The following is a 24,613-nucleotide window of genomic DNA, read 5'->3' as shown; positions in this document are numbered from 1 at the left end:
TCTTTCTTTCCCTTACAAATTTCACGTGTTTTTTCTGTCTGTCAATTTTATATTCCATTAAGTTGTTGAATCTTGGCTTTCCGCGCTAAAAAATTCTGTATCTCCGTCACACTTTTGAGTACAATTCTTCGGTTAAATTCTACTCATAAATGATGAGCTAAAATGTTTGAAATCAATCCTATTAAAAACCGTCTGCAGGATGTGTCTGAACGCACAAATATCCTGAGGGGGTATCTTTGACTATGACGCTAGAAAAGAGCGTCTAGAAGAAGTAAACGCAGAATTAGAACAACCGGATGTATGGAACGAACCTGAGCGTGCTCAAGCGCTAGGTAAAGAACGTTCTGCATTGGAAGCAGTAGTAGAAACGATCGACCAACTTGACCAAGGTGTTGAGGATGTTGAGGGTCTATTAGAGCTCGCGGTTGAAGAAGAAGACCAAGAAACGTTTGACGAAATCGAACCAGAATTAGCAGAGCTAGAAGCTAAGCTAGAAAAACTGGAATTCCGTCGTATGTTTGCTGGCGATCACGACGCATCAGATTGCTACATCGATTTACAGTCAGGCTCGGGCGGTACAGAAGCTCAAGATTGGACTTCAATGATGTTGCGTATGTACTTACGTTGGGCAGATTCGAAAGGCTTCAAGACCGAAGTGATCGAAGTGTCTGATGGTGATGTTGCTGGCCTTAAAGGCGCAACGGTACGTATTTCTGGTGAATACGCTTATGGTTGGTTACGTACAGAGACAGGTGTTCACCGTCTAGTTCGTAAGTCACCATTTGATTCAAGTGGCCGTCGTCATACTTCATTTGCATCTGCGTTTATCTACCCAGAGATTGATGACAACATTACGATCGATATTAATCCTTCTGACTTACGTATCGACGTATACCGTGCCTCTGGCGCTGGTGGTCAACACGTAAACACCACGGAATCGGCGGTACGTATTACTCACGTTCCAACCAACACCGTGGTTCAATGTCAGAATGACCGTTCGCAGCATAAGAACAAAGACCAAGCGATGAAGCAGCTACGTGCTAAGCTTTTTGAACTTGAGATTCAAAAACAAAATGCTGAAAAACAAGCGAGCGAAGAAACGAAATCAGACATCGGTTGGGGCAGTCAAATCCGCTCTTACGTACTGGATGATTCTCGTATCAAAGATTTGCGCACCGGCATCGAAAATCGCAATACTCAAGCGGTTCTTGACGGTGACTTAGACAAGTTTATTGAAGCTAGCCTGAAATCAGGTCTGTAAGCTTTACCAACTATTAAGCTTTACCAATAATATTGGTAAAAATGCCTATATTTTCAAAAATATAGCTGTCCAAATTATAAAAGCAAGGTACATCTCTAATGACTGATGCTGTTCAAAACGAAAACGCACAAGAAGCTTCTTCACCTGAAGAGAACAAACTAATCGCTGAACGCCGTAGCAAGCTGGATCACATCCGCTTGAACTGCAAAGCGAACGGTCACCCAAATGATTTCCGTCGCGAGCACCTAGCTGGCGATCTTCAAGCGGAATTCGGTGAGAAGACTAAGGAAGAGCTAGAAGAGCTTAACCACATCGTTGCGATCGCTGGTCGTGTTATGGCGAAGCGTGGTCCATTCCTTGCGATTCAAGAAACTTCTGGTCGTATCCAAGCATACGCAGCGAAAGACGTACAAAAAGTACTGAAAGAGAAGTACCAAGGCCTAGATATCGGTGACATCATCGGTGTTAAAGGTGCGCTTCACAAATCTGGTAAAGGTGACCTTTACGTGAACATGGAAGAGTTTGAATTGCTAACTAAAGCACTTCGTCCTCTACCAGAGAAGTTCCACGGTCTAACTGACCAAGAGATGCGTTACCGTCAGCGTTACGTTGACCTAATCGTGAATGAAGATTCTCGTAACACATTCATCGTGCGTTCTAAGCTTGTGTCTTCAATCCGTAACTTCATGAGCTCAAAAGGCTACCTAGAAGTTGAAACGCCAATGATGCACGTGATCCCAGGCGGTGCTACGGCACGTCCATTCATCACTCATCACAACGCATTAGACATCGACATGTACCTACGTGTTGCACCTGAGCTTTACCTTAAGCGTCTAGTGGTTGGTGGTTTTGACCGTGTATTCGAGATCAACCGTAACTTCCGTAACGAAGGTCTATCTCCACGTCACAACCCAGAATTCACAATGATGGAATTCTACCAAGCGTACTCTGACTACAAAGATCTAATGGATCTAACGGAAGAGATGCTAAGCACAGCAGCGATGGACGTTCTTGGTTCTACTTCTATGCCTTACGGTGACGAAACGGTTGAGTTCGGTGGCACTTACGCTCGCATGAGCATGTTCGATGCAATCAAACACTACACGCCTGAAAATGCAAACATTCAAGCTCTGACTGAAGATGATCTTCAGAACAGAGAATTGATGGTTAAAATTGCAGAAGAAGTGGGTATGTACGTTGAGAAATTCTGGACTTGTGGTCAGCTTCTTGAAGAGATCTTTGGTGAAACGGCTGAGCCTCAGCTAATTCAACCAACATTCATCACGGGTTACCCAGCGGACATCTCTCCATTGGCTCGTCGTAGCGACAGCAACCCATTCTTCACAGACCGCTTTGAGTTCTTCATCGGTGGTCGTGAAGTAGCGAATGGTTTCTCTGAGCTTAACGATGCACAAGACCAAGATGAGCGTTTTAAAGCGCAAGTTAACGCAAAAGACGCGGGTGATGACGAAGCGATGTACTACGATGCAGACTACATTACTGCACTAGAGCACGGCTTACCGCCAACAGCGGGTCAAGGTATTGGTATTGATCGTCTAGCGATGCTATTTACAAATACGCACACAATCCGTGACGTGATCTTGTTCCCGGCAATGCGTCCACAAGCGTAATACTCGCTTATGGGATGTAACAGCCCATCTAATTAAAAAAGCCACCTTCGGGTGGCTTTTTCTGTTTTTAGGCTGCAAAACCTAGCCTGTACCGCACTCTTGATTCGAAAAACCATTATTTCTGACATAGTCTTACTATTGAGACATAAAATCTAAGATAGTCTCACTACTATACGTCCTGCGCTGAATACGATCTCGTGGCATTTTGTCGAACGATGAAGCAGTGACTCGTATTAGCTTGATTTAAATAAAAATAGAATAAGGAAGAAGGATGGGAACTCAATTTAAGATGGATTCCTTACCAGGTTCTCTTATCGTCGTTGGTGGTGCGTACGAACCCTGGTTATCAGTGTTAGAGCAAGTGGGTTGGCAATGTACCCAGTGTGCAGATTTACGAAAAGCCGATGCCTTGATTGCTGACATTGGCCCATGCATTGGCATTGTGGATCTTAGTCATGATGAGTTTAGCCTTAACGGTATCGCTAATCTCGTGAGCAACAACAAGCAAGTAAGATGGCTCGCCTTTATTCGTGAATCGCAATTGAGCTCTGATACCATTTGCCAATTTATCGTGAACTTCTGTATCGACTTTTTCACGGCGCCAATCCCAGATGCCCAGTTATTGAGTACCATTGGTCACCAACTGGGTATGCTCAAGCTTGAGCAGAAAGTATGGCCAAACTACGGCATCAACAACAATATGGGTTTGCTTGGCGACTCTGTGGCTGTGAAGCGTTTGAGAGACCAAGTAAAGCGCATTGGGCCGACAGATGTCAGTATCCTGATTTACGGAGAGAGTGGAGCAGGAAAAGAGACGGTTGCACGCTCAATTCATCAGAACTCTTCGCGAGCGCAAAAGCCATTTTTAACGGTCAATTGTCGTGCCTTGTCTGAAATGAGAATAGAGGCCGAGGTATTTGGTATCTCTGCACAGCCCGCTGCAGCACCTTGTCTGTTGGAAGAAGCCGACGGCGGAACCATCTTACTCAATGATGTATTGGCGATGCCACGTAATCAGCAGTTGAACCTGCTGCGTTTCTTACAAGAAGGTAAAATTGAAACTGCGGATGGTCCTAAGCCTGTCGATGTGCGTATTCTGGCCGCGAACTCTTCTGATATCGAAAAGGCATTGATCGAGGGCGACTTCAATGAAGAGCTTTATCATTACATCAATGTTCTGCGTATTCACGTTCCGAGCTTAAAAGAGCGAGTGAGTGATATTTCAGTATTGGCTAATCATTTTCTACGTGAGTATTCAAAAGAGTTTAATGCTCAAGCGAAGAGCTTTTCAGACGATGCTATCCGCTCGATGAATCGTTATCACTGGCCGGGTAATGTGCGTGAGCTGATGAATCAAATTAAGCGTGTCGTGCTGATGTCGGATGCGGTGATCATTGACGATCAACAACTGGATTTACCAAAACAGAATGATGAGCGCCGTAGTCTCAAAAGTATCCGTGAGCGTTCAGAGCGAGATGCGTTGCTGATTGTTCTGGAATCTTATGGTGGTCAAGTATCGTTGGCCGCTAAGGAGCTTGGAGTTTCGCGTGCAACCATGTACCGATTGCTGAATAAACATAGCCTGATTTCTGAAGGTGTTGTTTAGAGCTCTCTATTCATTGATTCTATCCAGTTAGTGTAAATCTAAGAGCCACGCATGATGCGTGGTTTTTTTATATCCATTGCTACAACTTATCGTTGATCGTTGACTGCTGACAGATTGACAGATTGACAGGTTGATAGATTGAGCTATTGGAGGCTCGGTCTTTAAGAGAGATGTTCTGTGATTTTATATAATCATAGTGAATATGTTATATATAAAGTAATATGCAACTAATATTTTGGGTGAATCATTTGTTTTGAAATTGTTAATCAATTATCGGTTGAATAATATACTCACTTGGTTAGACTTTAACCGTGAAAGCAATGGTTTAACAAAGACTTATTTGCTTTTATTATCTCATTTCTTTTTGGATTTTTTAGTTAGTTTGGAGGCGCAAATGAAACATTTCGATTTTATACAGCATATTTGCGCGTCGTTTGATCCGTGTACTGACATGGTGACAGTTATGTCACAAACATCAGCCATGGCCGATCGAAACACCCAAGATAAACCTAACTAATAGATCCGTACCCTTATTTGGCTGCGGAAAAATAGCAGCTAAGTGAGAAGCCCTCATACTATCTAATACGCTATTTTTCCTCAGTTTATTTTACAACTGGAGAGTTATTATGCGTCACTCAGTATACTTAAAACTAGCAACAGTCCTTATCCGTGCAGACCTTCGTCGTGAAGAACGTGAATGGCAACGAAAAGTTCGTCGTAGTTCATACGATCTACCATGGAACAATACTCATTTATTGAGAGATATTGGCCTTGAAGCCGATGGTCGACCAATTGGTTTTTCTGAACCTGAAGTCGTTACGATTGAACGTCGAGTTCGTCACCTTCGTCGAGTCTTAAGCGCGCGAATACCGACGTAATCTTGTGGGGTGATAGCGCCTTTCACCCCTTAAGATAAATATCAGCGATGGTTGTGGCGTCGGAAGTGCAAGCTTTTGAACTAAAACTGGCCCAAAAAGAGAAGCACTTGCTTCTCTTTTTTGCTTTTTTAAGCCGTTATGTGTGCTTTTTTAAGTCGTTATCTAGTAAAGAAAAAGAGTTCTACTACGCTTTATAGAGCAAGGGAGGCTGGCTATGCAAAAGCATCAATTAGACATGTGGTTACATGGAGAGCACAAAGACTCTTATCAAACACCGAAGGTATACGTTATTGGCTGTTCCGATATCTCAGAATATCTATTAGCAGTGGAATATAAACACAAGCTAGAACCGGTAAAGCAAGACGGTGAGCCGCTTCACTTTGGATCCTTGGATCAAGTGAAAGAAGAGTTGCTCCGGCTCGGTTTTGAAAAGGCGTATCTTCGCTTACACAACGCCTATGACGAGTTTGGTAATGAGCCAAGCCAAAGCTACTGCGATATTGAACTGGCGCTCAAACCTCATTAGAGAGCGTTCGTAGCTAGAGATTGATTCTAGTGACAGGCGGTTTGTAACATACTGATAGTTTGGTCCATCTATGCTAGATAAGAGCTCTATGCGTAATGGATTGTCAGCAATTTATGGGTGAATTGAGTCCGTAGATAGAAACCACGTGGCTTAGTCTTGATAGGTTTTCCACTTGCACCGTAAGCTTCTGTTAACACGCGACTGTTGGCCGCTTTTGGTCTTAAATGCAGTGCTTCACCGTGTCTTGCTGTTATCTGCTCAACGTTACCCAACACGATCAACTCCATCAGCTCTTCCCAATCTCTTTTCAGGAGTTCGTTTTCAGCTAGGCTTGGTGTCCAGAGTAATGGGGAGCCAACATGCCTTTCTGCCAGCGGGATCTCTCTTTCTCCCTCAACAGGGATCCACAACACTTTAGACAGCTTGTTTCGAACGTGACTGGTTTCCCAAGTTATGCCTTGCACGCCCATCAATGGAGCGACACAAACAAAGGTGGTTTCGAGTGGCTTTCCAGAGTAGCCAATCGGGATGCTTTTAAGCTCGATACCGAGTTTGGCAAAATCTTGTTCTGGCTTGCTGCCAGCGGGCGCACCCAAGTGCCATTCCAATAGCTGTCCAACCCAGCCTTTATCACGCTTGAGGTCGTTTGGCATCACCATCTCAGCTTCATCGGCGAGCTCTTTAAAGGTCATTCCGGCGATAGCATACGCTCTGTCTAGCAGCTCTTGTTGTGTTTGTGGTTCTGGTTTCATAATAAAAGGCATGATCAAAAAAATGATTTTACCAGAAGTTATCACCATATGACGACTGGTTAAGAAATGATCTCCTTGTTAGGAAAGGGATCAAACTCATGGTTATCCACAGGACATAAAGGTAATTAATTGAAATATTAATTTAGTGGATAAATAAACAGGGGTTTATGGTGGATTAAATGCTTGCCAAATGGGGTTCAAAATGAATCTTTCACTTACTAGTGTGGATAAACATCGGAGTGGTTGATCTTTAACCACGTTCTGTTTTTGAAAGATCTTTTACTTTTCTAATGTTTTTGAAAATGAAAAATTAATTTTAACTTATTGATTTTAAATGGAATAAATTATATTTGTTCGGCTTGGTGTTTTTGGTGTTGATGAATCTATGGATTAAAAAAAACGATTGCGGGTAATTCTTCACATAGTTATTCACAGAAAAGGTGAATAAATGTGGTCTATGTCTCACTATTGTGTGGGTAACTAGAATTTGAGCAAAACTTATCCATATTCTTAGTTAATATTCATAAATATAGCGCTTGTCACGTCACTAAGTTTGCTCCGATTGGGGATATGTGGAAAAATCAGAGTAATTAAAAATTTAGATAGAGGTTGGCCAGTGATAGATGGCGATGGTTACCGATTAAATGTTGGTATTGTAATCTGTAACAACCATGGTCAGGTCTTCTGGGCTAAACGATACGGGCAACATTCATGGCAATTCCCTCAAGGGGGAATAGATGAAGGTGAAACTCCGGAACAGGCAATGTACCGCGAGTTGTATGAAGAGGTTGGCCTTACTAAAAAGGATGTAAAGATCGTCGCGACAAGTCGTCATTGGTTACGCTATAAGCTGCCCAAACGACTGGTTCGGTGGGATTCTAAACCTGTCTGTATTGGACAAAAACAGAAGTGGTTCCTTTTACGCTTAGATTGCGATGAATCGCAGATCAATATGCAGCGTGGAAGTACACCTGAGTTTGATGGTTGGCGTTGGGTGAGTTACTGGTACCCAGTTCGACAAGTTGTTTCTTTCAAGCGAGATGTTTACCGTCGAGCGATGAAAGAATTCGCATCTTTAGCAATGCCGTTTAAAGAGCGAAAAACAAAAGGAAAACGCAAATTGCGTAGAGGTTAAGCATGCTCAGTCAACTAAGGGAAATAGTTGAACACGTATCAAGAGTTGAAGATGTGTCGACGGCTCTTGATATTTTGGTTAAAGAGACATGCAGTGCGATGCAGACGGAATGTTGCACCGTGTATTTGGCAAATAATGATATGCAGCGTCTTGAGTTGATGGCAACTCAAGGCCTGATCTTCAAAGGCAATAGTATTCACATTGGTTTTGACGAAGGTCTGGTTGGCCTTGTCAAAAGAAGTGCTGAACCTATCAACCTTGCACAAGCGTCTGCTCACCCTGCTTATAAGTTTTTTCCAGAGCTTGGAGAAAAGGTTTATCACTCTTTTCTCGGCACTCCGATTATCCATCGCAAGCAAGTGCTTGGCGTATTGGTCATTCAACAGAAGTCTCCTCGTTTATTCAGTGAGATGGAAGAATCCTTCCTTGTCACACTCTCAGCACAACTTGCGGTTATTGTGGCGCACGCTCAAACTCAAGGCCATTGGCTTTTAGAGCAACAGAAGCTACCTAAGATTAAAGGTATTGCAGCTTCATCGGGCGTTGCGATTGGTGATTTATGGTGGGACAACACTCAGCCTGAACTCACCGATGTTTATCCAGCATCGACTCTTAATGTTGAAAGAGAGCATGAAATGCTGGCGGTCGCCGTCGAAAATGCTCTCAATGACTTTAAGCGAATGCGAAAGCGCCTAGACAGTGAAATCAATAAAGACGCGTTGGCGATCTTTGACCTGTTTACTCACTTACTCAACGATCCAATGTTACGTAAGGATCTTAAGAGCCAAATCCAGAAAGGCGATAAGGCCGATTGGGCATTAAGGCAGGTTGTTGAGAGCTACTCGAATCGCTTTGCTCGTATGTCAGACGTGTACCTTCGTGAGAGGGCACAAGACATCCGAGAGCTTGGTCAAAGATTGCTCTATTTCCTTCACAATTCTGAACATGAACTTCGCACGCTAGATAAGCCAATTATTTTGGTGGTTCGAGAGTTAACGGCTTCGGTATTGGCCTCTATTCCCAAAGAAAAACTTTTAGCTGTTATTTCTTTGGAAGGGGCGGCGAACTCACATGCCGCGATTTTATCTCGAGCGTTGGGTATTCCTTCTGTTATGGGGGTTAACCTAAATCTTGCTCAAGCTAATGGTAAGCAAGCGATTGTTGACGGGTATAGTGGCGAGATCTTTATTGAGCCGACTCAAAACCTGCTCAAAGAATATCAAGGGCTGATTCTAGAAGAGAGTGAGCTCTCTTCGATGGTCAATCGAGAACTATATTTACCGGCAAAAACGCAAGACAATCAGCAAGTCGAGATCCTGCTTAATGCGGGCTTGAGTGCCGACACCAATATCGCTATCAACCAAGGCGTTGATGGGGTCGGGCTGTATCGAACCGAAATTTCTTTCTTGTTGCAGCAGAGGTTTCCGTCAGAGGACGAACAATTCAAGCAATACCGTTCTGTACTCGCGAGCTACCCTGAGAAGCAAGTGGTGATGCGTACACTCGATATCGGTGGCGATAAGGCTTTACCTTATTTTCCAATCGAAGAGGACAACCCATTCCTTGGCTGGCGTGGTATTCGTTTTACGCTCGATCATCCTGACATCTTTATTATTCAGTTACGTGCCATGCTACGTGCGAGCTGTGAAAGCCATAACTTGAGTATTTTGTTGCCGATGATCTCTGGTGCGCAGGAACTGGATGACGCGCTACAACTTATTGAACAAGCGTATGACGAAGTGCATGAGCTTGATAACCGAGTGCGCATGCCTCGCGTTGGTATCATGATTGAAGTGCCATCAATGCTTTACATACTGCCGCTGATTGCTGATAAGGTCGACTTTGTTTCCGTCGGTACCAACGACTTAACTCAATATTTATTAGCAGTTGATCGGAACAATTCACGAGTATCCGATGTCTATGAATCAATGCACCCTGCGGTGATCATGGCATTAAAACAAATTCATGATACTTGTAAGCAACATCAATTACCTGTGTGTATTTGTGGCGAGCTAGCCGGTGATCCTATGGGCGCGTTGTTACTGATTGGGTTGGGGTATGAGACGTTAAGTATGAATACCTCGAATGTCGCGAGGACTAAATATTTGATTCGCCAATCTAACTTGAGTGAATTACAGGATTTGGCAAATAGAGCGCTTTCAAAACCATATGGTAGTGACATCTATAGTATGATGCTGAACTATTTCGAAGAGCGTGAATTTACAGGCTTCATTCGAGCAGGTAAAAAATAGGATTTAACGTGTCATATGAACTGATAGGCTTGTTAGCAGGCCTTGGTGCTATTGTTGGTGTTTTAGCGGGTTTGCTAGGCATTGGCGGTGGTTTGCTGGTCGTTCCTGCCTTGCTATTTTTGCTTCCTAAAGCGGGTATTCCTCAAGAGTTTGCGATGCAAATGGCATTGGCTACCTCGTTATCAACCATTATTGTTACCTCGGGATCGTCTGCAATTAACCATTTAAAATTGGGTAATGTGGAACTTTTTGTCGTTAAGTGGTTGATGCCTGGTGTGGTGATTGGTGGTTTCTTAGGTTCTTTTGTCGCCGACGTTATTCCTGCTCAATATCTGCCAAAAGTCTTTGGTGTGATTGTCTTGGTATTGTCGTTGCAGATGTTGTTGTCGATCCGCTCTAAGAGTCAAAAGTCGATGCCGGGTTCAGCTAAGACCATGTTATGTGGTGGCGGTATTGGTTTGGTTTCAAGCTTGGCTGGTATTGGTGGTGGTTCTTTATCGGTGCCTTTCCTTAACCATCACGGTGTGGAAATGCGCAAAGCTGTAGGCTCATCCTCTGTATGTGGTTGTGTTATCGCGATTTCGGGAATGCTAGGCTTTATTTGGCATGGCTCTTCTGTCGATGATCTTCCGGCGTATAGCTTGGGTTATGTTTATCTACCGGCTTTGATAGCGATATCTTGTACCTCAGTACTGACCACACGAGTTGGCGCTAAACTGGCCACTCAATTGCCAACCCCCGTGCTGAAGAAATTCTTTGCGGTATTTTTAATGTTTATAGCAGCCACTATGCTGCTGTAGTGTCTTTTCTGTTAGCTGTTGAGTTAACCGTTATTCAATTTTAGATAGAGAGCCAAGTATGTCTCAGGGTTTTATCGAATTCCCAAATATCGATCCTGTTCTTATTGAACTAGGACCAATCTCAGTTCGTTGGTACGGCCTAATGTACCTTGTCGGCTTTATGTTTGCTCTTTGGTTAGCAAATCGCCGAGCTGATCAACCCGGTAGTGGTTGGACTCGAGAGCAAGTATCAGACCTACTGTTTGCTGGCTTTCTAGGTGTGGTGCTTGGTGGTCGTATTGGCTACGTACTTTTCTACAACTTTGGCCTTTTCATTGATGATCCACTCTACCTATTTAAGGTATGGACTGGCGGTATGTCTTTCCACGGTGGTTTGCTTGGTGTGATCACCGCGATGCTTTGGTATGCCAAAAAGAACGGTCGAACCTTTTTTGGTGTCGCTGACATGATTGCACCATTGGTTCCATTTGGTTTAGGTATGGGCCGCATGGGCAACTTCATGAACAGTGAGCTATGGGGTCGTGTGACTGATGTGCCATGGGCGATTGTATTCCCTAACGGTGGTCCACTCCCTCGTCACCCATCTCAGCTTTATGAAATGGCGCTTGAAGGTATTGTACTGTTCTTCATCTTGAACTGGTTCATCAAAAAGCCTCGTCCTCTTGGTTCTGTATCAGGGTTATTCCTAGCAGGATATGGTACATTCCGCTTCCTAGTTGAATACGTACGTGAACCTGATGCTCAGCTAGGTTTGTTCGGTGGATTTATCTCTATGGGACAAATTTTGTCACTGCCAATGGTTATCATCGGTGTGCTGATGATGGTTTGGGCATACAAGCGTGGTCACTACAAAGATGAATTACCACAACAAACGAAGTAAGGAATTGGTGTGAAACAGTATTTAGATCTCTGTCAGCGTATCGTTAATGACGGTACTTGGATTGAAAATGAACGCACAGGCAAGCGCTGCCTAACCGTAATCAATGCTGACCTTGAATATGATGTAGGTAATAACCAATTCCCACTGGTAACAACACGTAAAAGTTTTTGGAAAGCCGCAGTTGCTGAGCTGCTTGGCTATATCCGTGGTTACGACAATGCTGAAGATTTTCGTAAGCTAGGGACTAAAACTTGGGATGCGAACTCTAACCTGAATGAAGCATGGCTAAATAACCCTTACCGCAAGGGTGAAGACGACATGGGCCGTGTTTATGGCGTTCAAGGACGTGCATGGGCAAAACCTGACGGCGGTCATATCGACCAACTGAAGAAGATTGTTGATGATCTAACGAACGGCATTGATGACCGCGGCGAGATCTTAAACTTCTATAACCCAGGTGAGTTCCACATGGGGTGTTTACGTCCGTGTATGTACAGCCACCACTTCTCTCTACTTGGTGACACTTTGTACCTAAACAGTACTCAGCGCTCTTGTGATGTTCCATTAGGCCTGAACTTCAACATGGTTCAAGTGTATGTATTCCTAGCAATCATGGCGCAAATCACAGGCAAAAAAGCGGGTGTGGCTTACCACAAGCTTGTGAATGCTCATATCTACGAAGATCAACTCGCACCTATGCGTGATATCCAGTTGAAGCGTGAGCCTTTAGCGGGGCCAACATTCCATATCAATCCTGAGATTAAGTCTCTAGAAGATTTGGAAACGTGGGTGACGATGGATGACTTCTGGGTTGAAGGCTACGAATGCCACGAAGCGATTAAGTACCCATTCTCGGTTTAATCTAATCTGCTTTGTTTGACTGTTTGACTGTTTGACTGTTTGACTGTTTGAAAGGCTGCCTCTGCGCAGCCTTTTTTATTTCTGATGCTTGGCTTGCTTACTATTCGTAAAACCAATAATCTTGAGTGGTCTTTTCTAACCACAGAACTACTATGACTCGCTCGCATTGCTTTGTATTGCAACACGACTTTCCTATTTCTTTCTACCCTGATAAAAACCAGTTGGTGATTGATAGTGAAGAGATTCATTTAGAGCCACTACAAGCAAGGCTGCTCAGCTATTTCATCGAGAAGCGCGGGCAAGTGGTTAGTACGCAGCAGATAGCTGCTGATGTCTGGCAAAGAACTCAAGTGTCTGACAACTTGGTTAGACAGGTCATCAGCTTACTGCGCAGTCAGCTTCAGGATAAGTCACGCCCGTATCGCATCATTCAGACCATTCCTAAGCAAGGTTATCTGTTCGATATTGAGATAATTCAGCCTAGCGTTGAGACTACTCCCGTAGTAGAAACTCCCCCACCTGAAACCAAAGTTGTTTCTAAGCCTAAAAAGAAAACCATCGCCCTGATTACAACCGCAGTATTCTCTGTTGGCTTAATAGCAACTTGGGCGTGGCAAATTGATGTCTCAACCAATGAAACAGCTGTTATTTCTGCGCCTCAAAGTGATGTGATTCCCGTTTATATCCATGACATAACACTCGATTCTGCGGACGATTATGAGATGTCGGAAAGCGTGTACAACTACCTATTCTACGGGCTGAACTCAGCGAGAAATTTATCGGGTTACCACTTCTCTCAGCTATCGAAACAGGGCAAGCAATCACTTGCCAATAATGGTGTCGAACTCAAAGGTTGGCTCAAGCAAAAGGGCAGTGATTATATACTGAGCGTGCTGATACAAAACAACCGCCAGCCCAATCAAAGCCAGAAAGTGGAAAAGAGCTTTAGCCAAGATAACTTCTTTGATGCCATTGGGGATGTAATTCTTGAGATTAAAGCCATTATTGCCCCAATGAGTTCAGAATACGGCGTCGTCAGTCATCGAGTGACTTCTATTGATAACTACGATGATTGGAAGGTTATTTCAGAGGGAATATCGCTTTTCTACCAAGGTAAAGGTGGACAGCCATTTGCAGAGATCGCACTTCAGTTGGATACGATTCAACAGCAAGGAAGAGACAATTATTTGGTCAATGCCTTATTGTCGTATTCGGAATCTTTGGCTTATTTGCAAAGTCATGAGCAAGAAGATCGCGAACATGCACTGCAACTGGCAAAGCAAGCCTTCGAGATGAACCCACGTTGTGATATTGCCAACCTTACCTTAGGTCTTGCACTGTTAATCAACCAACATGCCAATCAAGCTTTCCCTTACCTTTTTTATGCGGCCGAAAGTACACCGAGCCCTATCAGTTTTTATCTACTTAGTGTGGCTGACAAGCTGTCGGATAACCCAGAAGGTTCGCAATACAACTATCAGCGCTATACCGAAGTGAAAAAAGAGTATAATGGCCAACTGTTTGATCTTATTGAATCTTTATAAAAAACAAACCTTTCCTAAACCACATAATTCTCTTTGAAGTGAAGACGTTGAGTTACCGCTAATAGTAACGGCTCTTCCGCAAGGTTTTCTTGTGCCGACAGGCTTCTCAACATGTTTGATTATTGTTTGGACTCAGGCTCGATTGCCTTGCATCAAGCGTAAAAACATCGACTTCCACATACTGGTAACCAAATCATTAATTATTTGGGGTACACACATGTTGAAGAAGTTTGCTTTTCAGATCATTCCAATTCAGATCTTCTTATTCGTCTTTTGGTTCAAAAATGGCTTTATCGATAAAGTGATGGGCGTTGTGCTTGGCTTTATTACGCCAGATACCGCTTATTCAGGTGATACTTGGGCTGGCTGGAAAGGCTATATTGTAGGAACTTGGGATAAGAGCCAAATCGGTCATGCTCTACTGAGTCCAACATTCGATTTTATGTTCCCTATTCTGATTGCTTTGCAATGTGTGCCGTTTTTACTGGTTATCCGTTCGGTATTTGCAGGTGAGTTCATGTCTGGCAAGGAGCGTCCGTGGTTACTCTATGCTGCCTTTGCTTCTTTATTTGTGACTTCTTGTATGGCTTTCACTCAAACCATCACAGGCGCAAGCGACGGGCAGTATCTATGGCAATTTATCGGCTTTGGCATGGTTACCATTATGTATCTGCGTAATGAGCAAGGTAAGTAAGCGTTTTTAGATGCGGGATACGAAGGGTAGCTAGATACGAGTAAACGAGATGCGAGATACGAAGATCAAAAGCCCCTGTCATTCCCTAGACTGACGAAGGAAGGGGTAGGGAATCTCTGAGTGTTGTATGTTAGATAGATTCCCTATCACGCTCGTTCCTCGCTGTAGGGAATGACGGGTGTTTAGGTGTGAGATTGTTTAGATTTGAGTCAGTAAGCTACTGAATATCAAACGCAGATAATGAGAGGGAGTCGCTTTTCGTCACTCTCTACCCGAATCTCGTATCTTCTTTTAGCTCTTCGTTACTCGTTCACTCGCATCCCGTATCTGCTTTTTGCTTCCCTCATCTGCTCTTAAAAAGAAAAAGCCCGCAACCTAGGAGGTTGCGGGCTTTGTTATAAGCGATGTGTCTTGTTAGCGGTTAAGCTATCTAATTATTTAGCGATTAAGCCGTCAGTGCTAACACGGTACCAGGTAGTACAAGGAATACCGCAATAAGGTAACCAGCCACTACAGATTTATTCTTCACAGCCATGTCAGAAATAATATCAGCGGCTTTTACTGGTAGTTCACGTAGGAACGGAATACCGAAGATGAATACCGTTGCCATGATGTTGAACACCAAGTGTACTAGAGCAATCTGCAGTGCAAATACTGCGAACTCACCAGATACTGCTGTCGCTGCTAATAGAGCGGTAATACACGTACCGATGTTTGCACCCAGAGTGAATGGGTAAACGTCACGTACTTTAAGGACACCTGAACCTACTAGTGGAACCATCAAGCTTGTTGTCGTTGAAGAAGACTGAACAAGGATAGTAACGATAGAACCAGAAGCGATACCGTGGATAGGACCACGACCAATTGCATTCTTTAGAATCTCACGAGCACGACCCACCATCAGGCTCTTCATTAGCTTACCCATTACCGTGATAGCTACGAAGATAGTCGCGATACCTAGAACGATAAGCATGATACCGCCAACAGTGTCGCCAAATGTCGATAGTGGCTCTTTAATCGCACTGACTACTGGTTTAGTGATTGGCTTGATGAAGTTAAGACCACCCATGCTCATATCACCTGTTGCTAGCATCGGTGATACTAACCAGTGAGAAATCTTCTCTAGAATACCAAACGCCATCTCTAGTGGTAGGAAGATAGCAACGGCTAATAGGTTAAAGAAGTCGTGAATCGTCGCACTTGCGAATGCACGTTTGAACTCATCTTTACAACGAACATGACCAAGACTAACTAGCGTATTGGTTACTGTCGTACCAATGTTCGCACCCATGATCATAGGGATTGCTAGCTCAACAGGTAAACCACCTGCCACAAGGCCAACGATAATTGAAGTAACTGTACTTGATGATTGAATAAGTGCTGTTGCCACTAAACCAATCATTAAGCCTGCAACTGGGTGTGAAGCAAATTCGAAAAGAACCTTTGCTTGCTCGCCTGTTGCCCATTTGAAGCCTGTACCAACCATTGAAACTGAAAGTAATAGTAGGTAAAGCATGAATGCCAAGTTAGCCCAGCGTAGCCAACGAGTTGTGCTCGAGATAGGCGCTGCTGCAGTAGTAGCTTGGTTCATAATGTTTTCTCCATTGGACCGTTTAAGTCTGTGTTTGGTCTGTTTGTTTAATCTGAGCGTGATGTTAGAGAACAAATATTTCAGTAATATTACATTTTGGTTTAGGCGAGACTTTTTTGTGATGATTTGCCCTTTAAATATTTGGCCTTGAAATGGTGGTGGTTTAACTTGTTGTTTTTAAGTGGTTTTATTCGTATTTTAGATAGGTGATATAGATCTTAAAAGTTAGAGAAAAATTGAAAATAATTGCTGAAATATTACATTATGAAATCAGACACTTCGAAAAAATAAGTAGTAATAACTAGTTTGGTTAGGTTTTTCCGAGTTTGTTGAGCGAAGGTGTCATATTTGATATAAAAGGGTATCTACTCTTTTATTACGGCACATCTATGTCGCACCTCAACTATAACCACCTTTATTACTTCTGGATGGTTTGCAAGCAAGGCTCTGTTACTAAAGCAGCAGAAGCCCTATTCCTAACACCACAAACGGTAACAGGTCAGATAAAAGCGTTAGAAGAGCGTATGGATGGCAAGTTGACCAAGCGCAATGGTCGCAGTGTTGAGCCTACAGAGCTTGGACAGCTAGTCTTTAAATATTCCGACCGTATGTTTGGCCTGAGCTACGAGATGCTGGATATCGTGAATTACAGCCAGCACTCCAATATTCTGTTTGATGTTGGTGTTGCAGATGCGCTGTCTAAAAGACTTGTCAGCAAGATACTGATGTCGACTATTCCCCCAGATAACAGTATTCATTTACGCTGCTTTGAATCGACCCATGAAATGCTACTTGAGCAACTGTCTCAACATAAGCTCGATATGATCTTGTCTGACTGTCCGGTGGATTCGAGTCAAAGTCCTGGCCTGTTTAGTAAGAAGTTAGGTGAGAGTGGAATGAGTTTTTTCAGTTCGGGTAAGGTTGAAGGTGTTAGCTTCCCGGCTGTATTAGAGCAAAGAAAGCTTTTGATCCCAGGAAGTCGAACCTCGATGGGGCGTAAAGTGCTGCAATGGTTTGATAGACAAGGACTTAAACCTGATATTTTGGGTGAGTTTGATGACGCGGCATTGATGAAGGCTTTTGCTCGTTATCACGATGACGCTATCTTCTTAGCGCCTACGCTTTATATGTCTGAAGTTGAAGAGGATTCATCACTGCAATTATTGGTTGGTATTGAAGAATTAAAAGAGGAGTACTACGTCATATTTGCTGAGAGGATGATCCAACATCCAGCAGTAAAAAATGTATGTGACGCAGATTTTAGCAAATTGTTCGAGTGAGGCGGTTTGTTAATGAATTGATATCGATTATCATAACGCCACCATATGCCGGAAATACTAATAGCCGTAGTTGGTGTAAAGGTTGTAGGGAGCCAAACTATGAACTTAAAAGAGATGGAGAAGAACTCAGCGCAAGCTGTGATTCTACTCAAAGCCATGGCCAACGAGCGTCGCTTACAGATTTTGTGCCTATTACATGGTACTGAGCTGTCAGTTGGGGAGTTGTGTGGCAAGTTGGAACTGAGTCAGTCTGCTTTATCTCAACATCTTGCTTGGTTGAGAAGAGATGGTTTGGTCGAAACTCGCAAAGAAGCTCAAACTGTGTATTACACATTGAGCAGTGAAGAAGTAAAAGCGATGATTAACCTACTGCATGGTATTTACTGCAAGTAGCTTATTGCTGGTGGGAGGGGGATTTCTTATCAGTGATAGAATGACACAAGGAAGTGTCAGTATTTCATGTCGAATGTTAGTGCCTATCTATTTACCAACCTATTTACCAACCTATCTATTTATCTATTTATCTATTTTCTTGTCTGTTTATTTTCTAGTTGTCTATCGGTCAGCGATATGCCTTTTAGTAAGAAAATGCGTGTCAGTTAGCCAAATGCCTTTTAGTAAGCTGGTATCTGCCGGCAAACCACGTGCTTTTATGTGAGCTAAGTAATGTTCAGCAAGAAAAATCGCTGTGTTACTCAAAATTTAGATATAAAAAAACCGGCCGAGGCCGGTTTTTTTCGTTTTGCGTTGTAATCAAATTTCTATTAAAGAGCTTTGATTGCAGCAGCGAAACGAGACTTATGACGTGCAGCTTTATTCTTATGAATAAGGCCTTTAGTCGCCATGCGGTCTAGAAGAGGTGTAACTTCTACAAGAGCAGCAGTTGCAGCTTCTTTATTGCCAGCTTCAATAGCTGCAATAGTTTTTTTCATGTAAGTGCGCATCATAGAACGACGGCTAGCATTGTGCTGGCGACGTTTCTCAGCTTGGATAGCGCGCTTCTTAGCAGATTTACTGTTTGCCAAGGTCTAACTCCCAAAAACTTAGTTCGGTGACAATTTAAGGGCGAGGACTATCCCTCATAGGCGCTTAATTGTCAAATGATTTGTGCAAAAACCAATCTCAGCCAAAACAAATTTTGGTATGGAAAGGTCATCGCGGTTAAGATGGCGGGGATTCTAACAGCATTTTTAGACCAATGCTAATAATTATGCTTCTAAGGACAGGATAGTATTTATCCTTGCTTGAAAGTAATCAACCAGTGTCAGAGGTTTCTGTGAGTAAACGACTATTAAAGTCAGGCCTGATTGTCAGTGCAATGACTTTTGTTTCCCGTGTGTTGGGGCTAGTACGTGATGTAGTAGTAGCAAATTTGATGGGAGCAGGAGCGAGTGCCGACGTATTTTTCTTCGCTAATAAAATTCCTAATTTCTTACGTCGACTTTTTGCAGAAGGTGCGTTTTCTCAAGCGTTTGTTCCTGTATTAACAGAATATCACGCCGCAGGTGATAAAGATAAGACACGAGATTTAATTGCTAAAGTGTCGGGTACGCTCGGGGTTTTAGTGTCTATAGTGACCGTTGTCGGAGTCTTGGGCTCGGGTGTGATCACTGCGATGTTTGGCGCAGGTTGGTTTATCGACTGGTTGAATGACGGCCCAGCAGCCCCTAAATTTGAGCTGGCGAGCTTTATGCTCAAGATTACCTTTCCTTATTTATGGTTTATTACCTTTGTTGCCTTATCTGGTGCAATCCTCAATACCATGGGTAAATTTGCGGTTTCGTCATTTACACCTGTTTTCTTGAACGTAATGATCATTGCTTGTGCTTGGTTTCTTGCTCCTAATTTAGAACAGCCTGAAATTGGCTTGGCAATCGGTGTGTTTCTTGGTGGTTTAGTCCAGTTTCTTTTCCAAATGCCTTTCTTGATAAAAGCGGGTGTTCTGGTTAAGCCGAAGTGGGGCTGGAGAGATCCGGGCGTTGTAAAGATCCGTACGCTAATGATCCCAGCTCTGTTCGGTGTATCTGTCAGCCAAATTAACTTATTGTTTGATACCTTTATTGCTAGCTTCCTAGCGACCGGTTCGATCAGTTGGTTGTATTATTCAGACCGACTGCTTGAATTCCCACTAGGTCTATTCGGTATTGCGATTGCGACTGTCATTCTTCCTGCTTTGTCTCGTAAACACGTTGAAGCTCAAGGTGAAGGGTTTGCGCACACAATGGACTGGGGTGTGCGTATGGTGTTGCTGCTTGGTATTCCTGCGATGTTAGGCCTAATAGTTTTAGCTAAGCCGATGCTGATGGTGCTCTTCATGCGTGGTGAGTTTTCGCCACACGATGTACAGCAGGCATCAATGTCATTGGTTGCTTACGCATCGGGTTTGCTTAACTTCATGCTGATTAAAGTGTTAGCTCCGGGCTATTACTCTCGCCAAGATACTAAAACTCCTGTGAAGTACGGCATTATCGCCATGGTCACCAACATGGTGTTCAACGCGATTTTTGCGTATTTCTATGGTTATGTTGGTTTGGCGATAGCGACGGCATTATCTGCCTTTGTGAATATGGCCTTGTTGTATCGTGGATTGCATCTTGCAGGTGTGTATCAATTATCTAAGACAACCTTGTTGTTCAGTGCCAAATTGATTATCTCAGGCGTAGTGATGGTTGCGGCGATTTTATGGCAGTTGGATAATATGCAACATTGGCTTGAATGGAGCTTTAGCCAGAGAGCGCTGACATTAACAGGCTTGATTGGACTTGGTGGCTTTGTTTATATTGTTTCGATACTGATTTTAGGTATCCGAGTAAAACATTTAAAAGCAGCGACAGATTAATACTGATTAGTATATAATCCGTCGGTTTCACACAATAAATGATGCAAATAACAGGTTTTAGCTGATCATAATGGAACTGATCCGAGGTATACACAATATTAAAGCGCAGCATCATGGCTGTGTATTAACCATAGGTAACTTCGATGGTGTTCATTTAGGACATCAAGAGGTTCTGAGTCAGGTTTCTAAACAAGCTGCAGCATTAGGGCTCCCTTCTGTTGTCATGACGTTTGAACCACAGCCTATGGAGCTGTTTGCCCGAGGTAAAGCGCCAGCACGTTTAACTCGCTTACGAGATAAATATGTGCAACTGAGTAAGCTAGATATCAGTCGGTTGTTGTGTGTGAATTTCAATCAGTATTTTGCAAGCTTATCCGCAGAAGCATTCATTAAGGATCTTTTGGTTGATAAGCTTGGTGTGAAATTCTTGGTGGTTGGTGACGATTTTTGCTTTGGCAAAGGTCGAACAGGTAATTTCGCGATGCTTAAAGAAGCGGGCGAAAAATATGGTTTTGAGGTGGTAAGCACCCAAAGCTATTGCTTAAATCAATTACGAGTAAGCAGCACCGAGATACGGAATGCACTAGCGGTCGATGATTTGGCTGCAAGTGCTACCATGTTAGGCCGTGACTACAGTATTAGTGGTCGTGTGTCTCATGGTCGAAAACTAGGGAGAACTATCGGTTTCCCTACCGCTAACATTCCATTAAAGCGTTGTGTTTCTCCTGTATCGGGAGTGTATGTTGTTGAAGCATTGGATATCGACGGTGTTCCTGTCGGTGGCGTTGCTAATATTGGACAACGACCAACGGTTAATGGTGTAAGGCAGCAATTAGAAGTGCACTTTTTTGACTTTAAAGCCAATTTATATGGTAAACAGTTAGAAGTACGACTTTTGCACAAACTGCGCGACGAGATAAAATTTGAATCGTTCGACGCACTAAAGAATCAAATAGAATTGGATGCTGAAGCCGCAAGGGTGTGGCTGCTTCAGCTAAAGAATTAGTCGGATGATTCCACCGATTAACATAATGTCTAACTTCGCCCAATATAACGGAATTAAGAATCGATGAGTGATTATAAAGATACCCTGAACTTACCAGAAACAGGGTTCCCAATGCGCGGCAATCTGGCAAATCGTGAACCAGAAATGCTGAAGCGTTGGTACAAAGAAGATCTTTACGGCGAAATCCGTAAGGCAAAGAAAGGTAAAAAATCTTTCGTGCTGCATGATGGCCCTCCATACGCGAACGGCGACATTCACATTGGCCACGCGCTGAATAAGATTCTTAAAGACATTATTATCAAATCTAAGACCCTTTCTGGTTTTGATGCACCGTACATCCCAGGTTGGGACTGTCACGGTCTTCCAATCGAGTTAATGGTTGAGAAGAAGAAAGGTAAGCCTGGTCAGAAGATTTCGGCTGCTGAATTCCGCGAAGAGTGTCGTAAGTACGCTGCGGGCCAAGTTGAAGGTCAGAAAGAGAGCTTCAAACGTCTTGGTATCATGGGCGAGTGGGATAAACCTTACCGCACTATGGATTTCGGCACTGAAGCGAACATCATTCGTTCTCTAGGCAAAATCGCAGACAAAGGTCACCTTCTTAAAGGTTTCAAACCCGTTCACTGGTGTACTGACTGTGGTTCTGCTTTGGCTGAAGCTGAAGTTGAATATAAAGATAAAGTTTCTCCATCTATCGATGTGAAATTTACAGCAGCTGACGAAGCGGCGCTTCTAGAGAAGTTTACTCTAGCGGAAGGTCACGCGGGTCAGGGCGAAATCTCTATCGTTATCTGGACGACAACACCGTGGACTCTGCCTGCTAACCGCGCAGTATGTCTACGTGATGATCTTGAATACGTACTTATCCAAGTTGAAGCGAATGGCGAACAGCCAGCTCAACGTATCGTTGTTGCTTCTGAACTAGCAAAAGACGTAACGGATCGTACAGGTATCGAGCACTTCCATAACCTTGGTTTTGCGACTGGTGCTGATCTTGAGCTTTCTCAGTTCAACCACCCGTTCTACGACTTTACTGTTCCTGCTGTTCTTGGCGACCACGTTACAACGGATTCAGGTACTGGTGTGGTTCACACTGCGCCTGGTCATGGTCAAGAGGATTTCGTGGTTGGTAAGAAGTACGACCTAGAAATCGCTAACCCAGTAGGCTCAAACGGCGTTTACCTGCCAGATACTGAGCTATTTGCTGGTCAGCATGTATTCAAAGCGAACGATTCTGTTTTAGAAGTTCTAAAAGAGAAAGGTGCACTACTGCATCACCACGCTTACGAGCACAGCTACCCACACTGTTGGAGACATAAAACTCCAATCATCTTCCGTGCAACACCGCAGTGGTTCATCTCTATGGATCAAGCTGGCCTACGTGCAAAAGCACTAGAGTCAACGAAGAGTGTTGAATGGATGCCAGAATGGGGTCAAAGCCGTATCGAAGGTATGATCGAAGGTCGCCCTGAGTGGTGTATCTCTCGTCAACGTACTTGGGGTGTGCCAATTGCTCTGTTCGTTCATAAAGAAACATCAGAGCTTCACCCAGATAGCCCAGCTCTTATTGAAAAAGTAGCGAAGCTTGTGGAAGAAAAAGGCATTCAAGCTTGGTGGGATGTAGATGCTGCTGAACTTATGGGTGCTGAAGACGCTGACAAGTACGAGAAAGTACTTGATACGTTAGACGTATGGTTCGACTCAGGTGTAACGCACTTCTCTGTTGTGGATTCTCGTGAAGAGTACAACTTCCCGAATGAAGAAAGAACGCACAGTGCTGATCTGTACCTTGAAGGTTCTGACCAACACCGTGGCTGGTTCCAGTCATCTTTGATTTCATCTATCGCGATGAAAGACGAAGCACCATACAAGCAAGTGCTAACGCACGGTTTCGTGGTTGATGGTAACGGCCGTAAGATGTCTAAATCTATCGGTAACGTTGTTGCTCCTAAAGATGTAACCAACAAGCTAGGCGCAGATATCCTACGTCTATGGGTTGCTTCTACGGATTACACTAACGAAGTTGCGGTTTCTGACGAGATCCTTAAGCGTTCTGCTGATGCATACCGTCGTATTCGTAACACGGCTCGTTTCTTCCTAGCGAACTTGAACGGTTTCAACCCTGAAACTGACCTAGTACCTGCTGAAGAAATGGTCGCACTTGATCGCTGGGCTGTTGGCCGTGCTCAAGCTGCACAAGAAGAGATCGTTAAAGCATACGGTGAGTACAACACTCACGGTGTGACTCAACGTCTAATGCAGTTCTGTTCTATCGAAATGGGTTCTTTCTACCTAGACGTAATTAAAGACCGTCAGTACACAGCGAAACAGGGCAGCCATGCTCAACGTAGCTGTCAAACGGCGCTTTACTACATCGTAGAAGCTCTAGTTCGTTGGATGGCGCCTATCATGTCGTTCACTGCAGATGAAATCTGGAACGAGATGCCTGGCGAGCGCGACACGTTTGTATTTACTGGCGAGTGGTTCGAAGGCCTATTTGGTCTTGCTGACGACGAAGAGCTAAGCAACGAATTCTGGACTGAAATCCAGTCAGTTCGTGGCGCAGTGAACAAGCTTCTTGAAGATGCTCGTAAAGAGAAAACGATCGGTGGTGCATTGCAGGCTGAAGTGACTCTATACGCTGACGACGCACTGGCTGCTAAAATCAACAAGCTAGAAGATGAGCTACGTTTCGTACTTATCACCTCTGCTGCTGTTGTTAAGCCGCTTAGCGACAAGTCTGATACAGCTCAAGCGACAGACGTTGCAGGTTTATACGTTGAAGTCGCAGCAACTGAAGCTGAGAAGTGTGACCGTTGCTGGCACCACACTCCAGATGTAGGCACAATCGAAGGTCACGAGAAAATTTGTGGTCGTTGTGTGTCGAACATCGACGGTGAAGGCGAAGTGCGTAAATACGCATAACGACTCAGAGAAAGACTGAACTTTTTGTAAAAATCATAGCCCCAGTATCAACTGGGGTTATTTTTAATTATAGGAAATGTGTTTAACCGAGTTGAGTGCTCATCATCCCTTAAACAGGAAAATTAAATGGGTACTGGCTTCGTAAATACTAGGAA

Annotated in this window: 20 protein-coding genes; 17 read left to right on the top strand and 3 right to left on the bottom strand. The window is 43.7% G+C overall.

Annotated elements, in window-relative coordinates:
• The first annotated feature begins 162 nt into the window (after positions 1-162).
• From prfB to AACR09_RS22100, 5 genes are all read left to right on the top strand, one after another.
• A protein-coding gene (prfB, locus tag AACR09_RS22120) for a peptide chain release factor 2 (RefSeq protein WP_099426155.1) occupies positions 163-1,261 on the top strand; the annotation gives its coding sequence in 2 pieces (ribosomal slippage) (positions 163-237 and positions 239-1,261; 1,098 coding nt in all).
• Between the two features lie 98 nt (positions 1,262-1,359).
• On the top strand, positions 1,360-2,892 hold the full coding sequence (lysS, locus tag AACR09_RS22115) for a lysine--tRNA ligase (protein ID WP_193835710.1): 1,533 nt from the start codon (positions 1,360-1,362) through the stop codon (positions 2,890-2,892).
• 271 nt (positions 2,893-3,163) lie between these two features.
• Positions 3,164-4,498, top strand: coding sequence for a cyclic-di-GMP-binding transcriptional regulator VpsR (gene vpsR / locus AACR09_RS22110; protein ID WP_004735014.1), 1,335 nt, complete (start codon positions 3,164-3,166; stop codon positions 4,496-4,498).
• A gap of 626 nt (positions 4,499-5,124) precedes the next feature.
• Positions 5,125-5,376, top strand: a complete 252-nt coding sequence (locus AACR09_RS22105) for a hypothetical protein (protein ID WP_004735015.1) — start codon at positions 5,125-5,127, stop codon at positions 5,374-5,376.
• A 214-nt stretch (positions 5,377-5,590) separates the two neighbouring features.
• Positions 5,591-5,902, top strand: coding sequence for a DUF6482 family protein (locus AACR09_RS22100; RefSeq protein ID WP_004735016.1), 312 nt, complete (start codon positions 5,591-5,593; stop codon positions 5,900-5,902).
• Positions 5,903-5,988: 86 nt separating this feature from the next.
• On the opposite strand, the gene mutH is transcribed toward AACR09_RS22100, so the two are convergent.
• Positions 5,989-6,654 carry a DNA mismatch repair endonuclease MutH gene (mutH, locus tag AACR09_RS22095; RefSeq protein WP_265133235.1) on the bottom strand — a complete coding sequence of 222 codons (666 nt, stop codon included), beginning with the start codon at positions 6,652-6,654 and terminating at the stop codon, positions 5,989-5,991.
• A gap of 616 nt (positions 6,655-7,270) precedes the next feature.
• Between mutH and rppH the strand changes: the two genes are divergently transcribed.
• From rppH to AACR09_RS22060, 7 genes are all read left to right on the top strand, one after another.
• Positions 7,271-7,789 carry an RNA pyrophosphohydrolase gene (rppH, locus tag AACR09_RS22090; protein ID WP_004735018.1) on the top strand — a complete coding sequence of 173 codons (519 nt, stop codon included), beginning with the start codon at positions 7,271-7,273 and terminating at the stop codon, positions 7,787-7,789.
• Positions 7,790-7,791: 2 nt separating this feature from the next.
• Positions 7,792-10,041, top strand: a complete 2,250-nt coding sequence (gene ptsP / locus AACR09_RS22085) for a phosphoenolpyruvate--protein phosphotransferase (protein ID WP_004735019.1) — start codon at positions 7,792-7,794, stop codon at positions 10,039-10,041.
• An 8-nt stretch (positions 10,042-10,049) separates the two neighbouring features.
• Entirely contained in the window at positions 10,050-10,841 is a 792-nt protein-coding gene (locus AACR09_RS22080; RefSeq protein WP_076645719.1) for a sulfite exporter TauE/SafE family protein, read from the top strand.
• A gap of 58 nt (positions 10,842-10,899) precedes the next feature.
• On the top strand, positions 10,900-11,721 hold the full coding sequence (lgt, locus tag AACR09_RS22075; protein WP_004735021.1) for a prolipoprotein diacylglyceryl transferase: 822 nt from the start codon (positions 10,900-10,902) through the stop codon (positions 11,719-11,721).
• Positions 11,722-11,730: 9 nt separating this feature from the next.
• Positions 11,731-12,582 carry a thymidylate synthase gene (locus AACR09_RS22070; protein WP_009848438.1) on the top strand — a complete coding sequence of 284 codons (852 nt, stop codon included), beginning with the start codon at positions 11,731-11,733 and terminating at the stop codon, positions 12,580-12,582.
• 152 nt (positions 12,583-12,734) lie between these two features.
• A complete protein-coding gene (locus tag AACR09_RS22065) occupies positions 12,735-14,126 on the top strand; it encodes a winged helix-turn-helix domain-containing protein (RefSeq protein WP_193835708.1) in 1,392 nt (463 codons plus the stop codon).
• Positions 14,127-14,343: 217 nt separating this feature from the next.
• Positions 14,344-14,820 carry a hypothetical protein gene (locus AACR09_RS22060; RefSeq protein WP_193835707.1) on the top strand — a complete coding sequence of 159 codons (477 nt, stop codon included), beginning with the start codon at positions 14,344-14,346 and terminating at the stop codon, positions 14,818-14,820.
• Between the two features lie 445 nt (positions 14,821-15,265).
• On the opposite strand, the gene AACR09_RS22055 is transcribed toward AACR09_RS22060, so the two are convergent.
• On the bottom strand, positions 15,266-16,411 hold the full coding sequence (locus tag AACR09_RS22055) for a Na/Pi symporter (RefSeq protein ID WP_004735026.1): 1,146 nt from the start codon (positions 16,409-16,411) through the stop codon (positions 15,266-15,268).
• Positions 16,412-16,800: 389 nt separating this feature from the next.
• Between AACR09_RS22055 and nhaR the strand changes: the two genes are divergently transcribed.
• Both nhaR and AACR09_RS22045 read left to right on the top strand, forming a co-directional pair.
• Positions 16,801-17,691, top strand: coding sequence for a transcriptional activator NhaR (nhaR, locus tag AACR09_RS22050; RefSeq protein WP_004735027.1), 891 nt, complete (start codon positions 16,801-16,803; stop codon positions 17,689-17,691).
• A gap of 99 nt (positions 17,692-17,790) precedes the next feature.
• Entirely contained in the window at positions 17,791-18,084 is a 294-nt protein-coding gene (locus AACR09_RS22045) for an ArsR/SmtB family transcription factor (RefSeq protein ID WP_004735028.1), read from the top strand.
• A gap of 371 nt (positions 18,085-18,455) precedes the next feature.
• On the opposite strand, the gene rpsT is transcribed toward AACR09_RS22045, so the two are convergent.
• The gene (rpsT, locus tag AACR09_RS22040; RefSeq protein ID WP_012603273.1) at positions 18,456-18,716 is read right to left on the bottom strand and encodes a 30S ribosomal protein S20; all 261 of its coding nucleotides are present in this window, start codon (positions 18,714-18,716) and stop codon (positions 18,456-18,458) included.
• 251 nt (positions 18,717-18,967) lie between these two features.
• Between rpsT and murJ the strand changes: the two genes are divergently transcribed.
• From murJ to ileS, 3 genes are all read left to right on the top strand, one after another.
• Positions 18,968-20,530, top strand: coding sequence for a murein biosynthesis integral membrane protein MurJ (murJ, locus tag AACR09_RS22035; RefSeq protein ID WP_322621717.1), 1,563 nt, complete (start codon positions 18,968-18,970; stop codon positions 20,528-20,530).
• 70 nt (positions 20,531-20,600) lie between these two features.
• Positions 20,601-21,536, top strand: a complete 936-nt coding sequence (ribF, locus tag AACR09_RS22030) for a bifunctional riboflavin kinase/FAD synthetase (protein ID WP_017077722.1) — start codon at positions 20,601-20,603, stop codon at positions 21,534-21,536.
• Between the two features lie 63 nt (positions 21,537-21,599).
• Positions 21,600-24,458, top strand: coding sequence for an isoleucine--tRNA ligase (ileS, locus tag AACR09_RS22025; protein WP_193835705.1), 2,859 nt, complete (start codon positions 21,600-21,602; stop codon positions 24,456-24,458).
• Positions 24,459-24,613 lie beyond the last annotated feature (155 nt).

This window comes from Vibrio sp. OPT20 (assembly GCF_963889365.1).
Taxonomy (GTDB): Bacteria; Pseudomonadota; Gammaproteobacteria; order Enterobacterales; family Vibrionaceae; genus Vibrio; species Vibrio splendidus.
The sequence above is the reverse complement of the archived record's forward strand: the minus strand, read 5'-3'. Positions and strand labels throughout refer to the sequence as shown.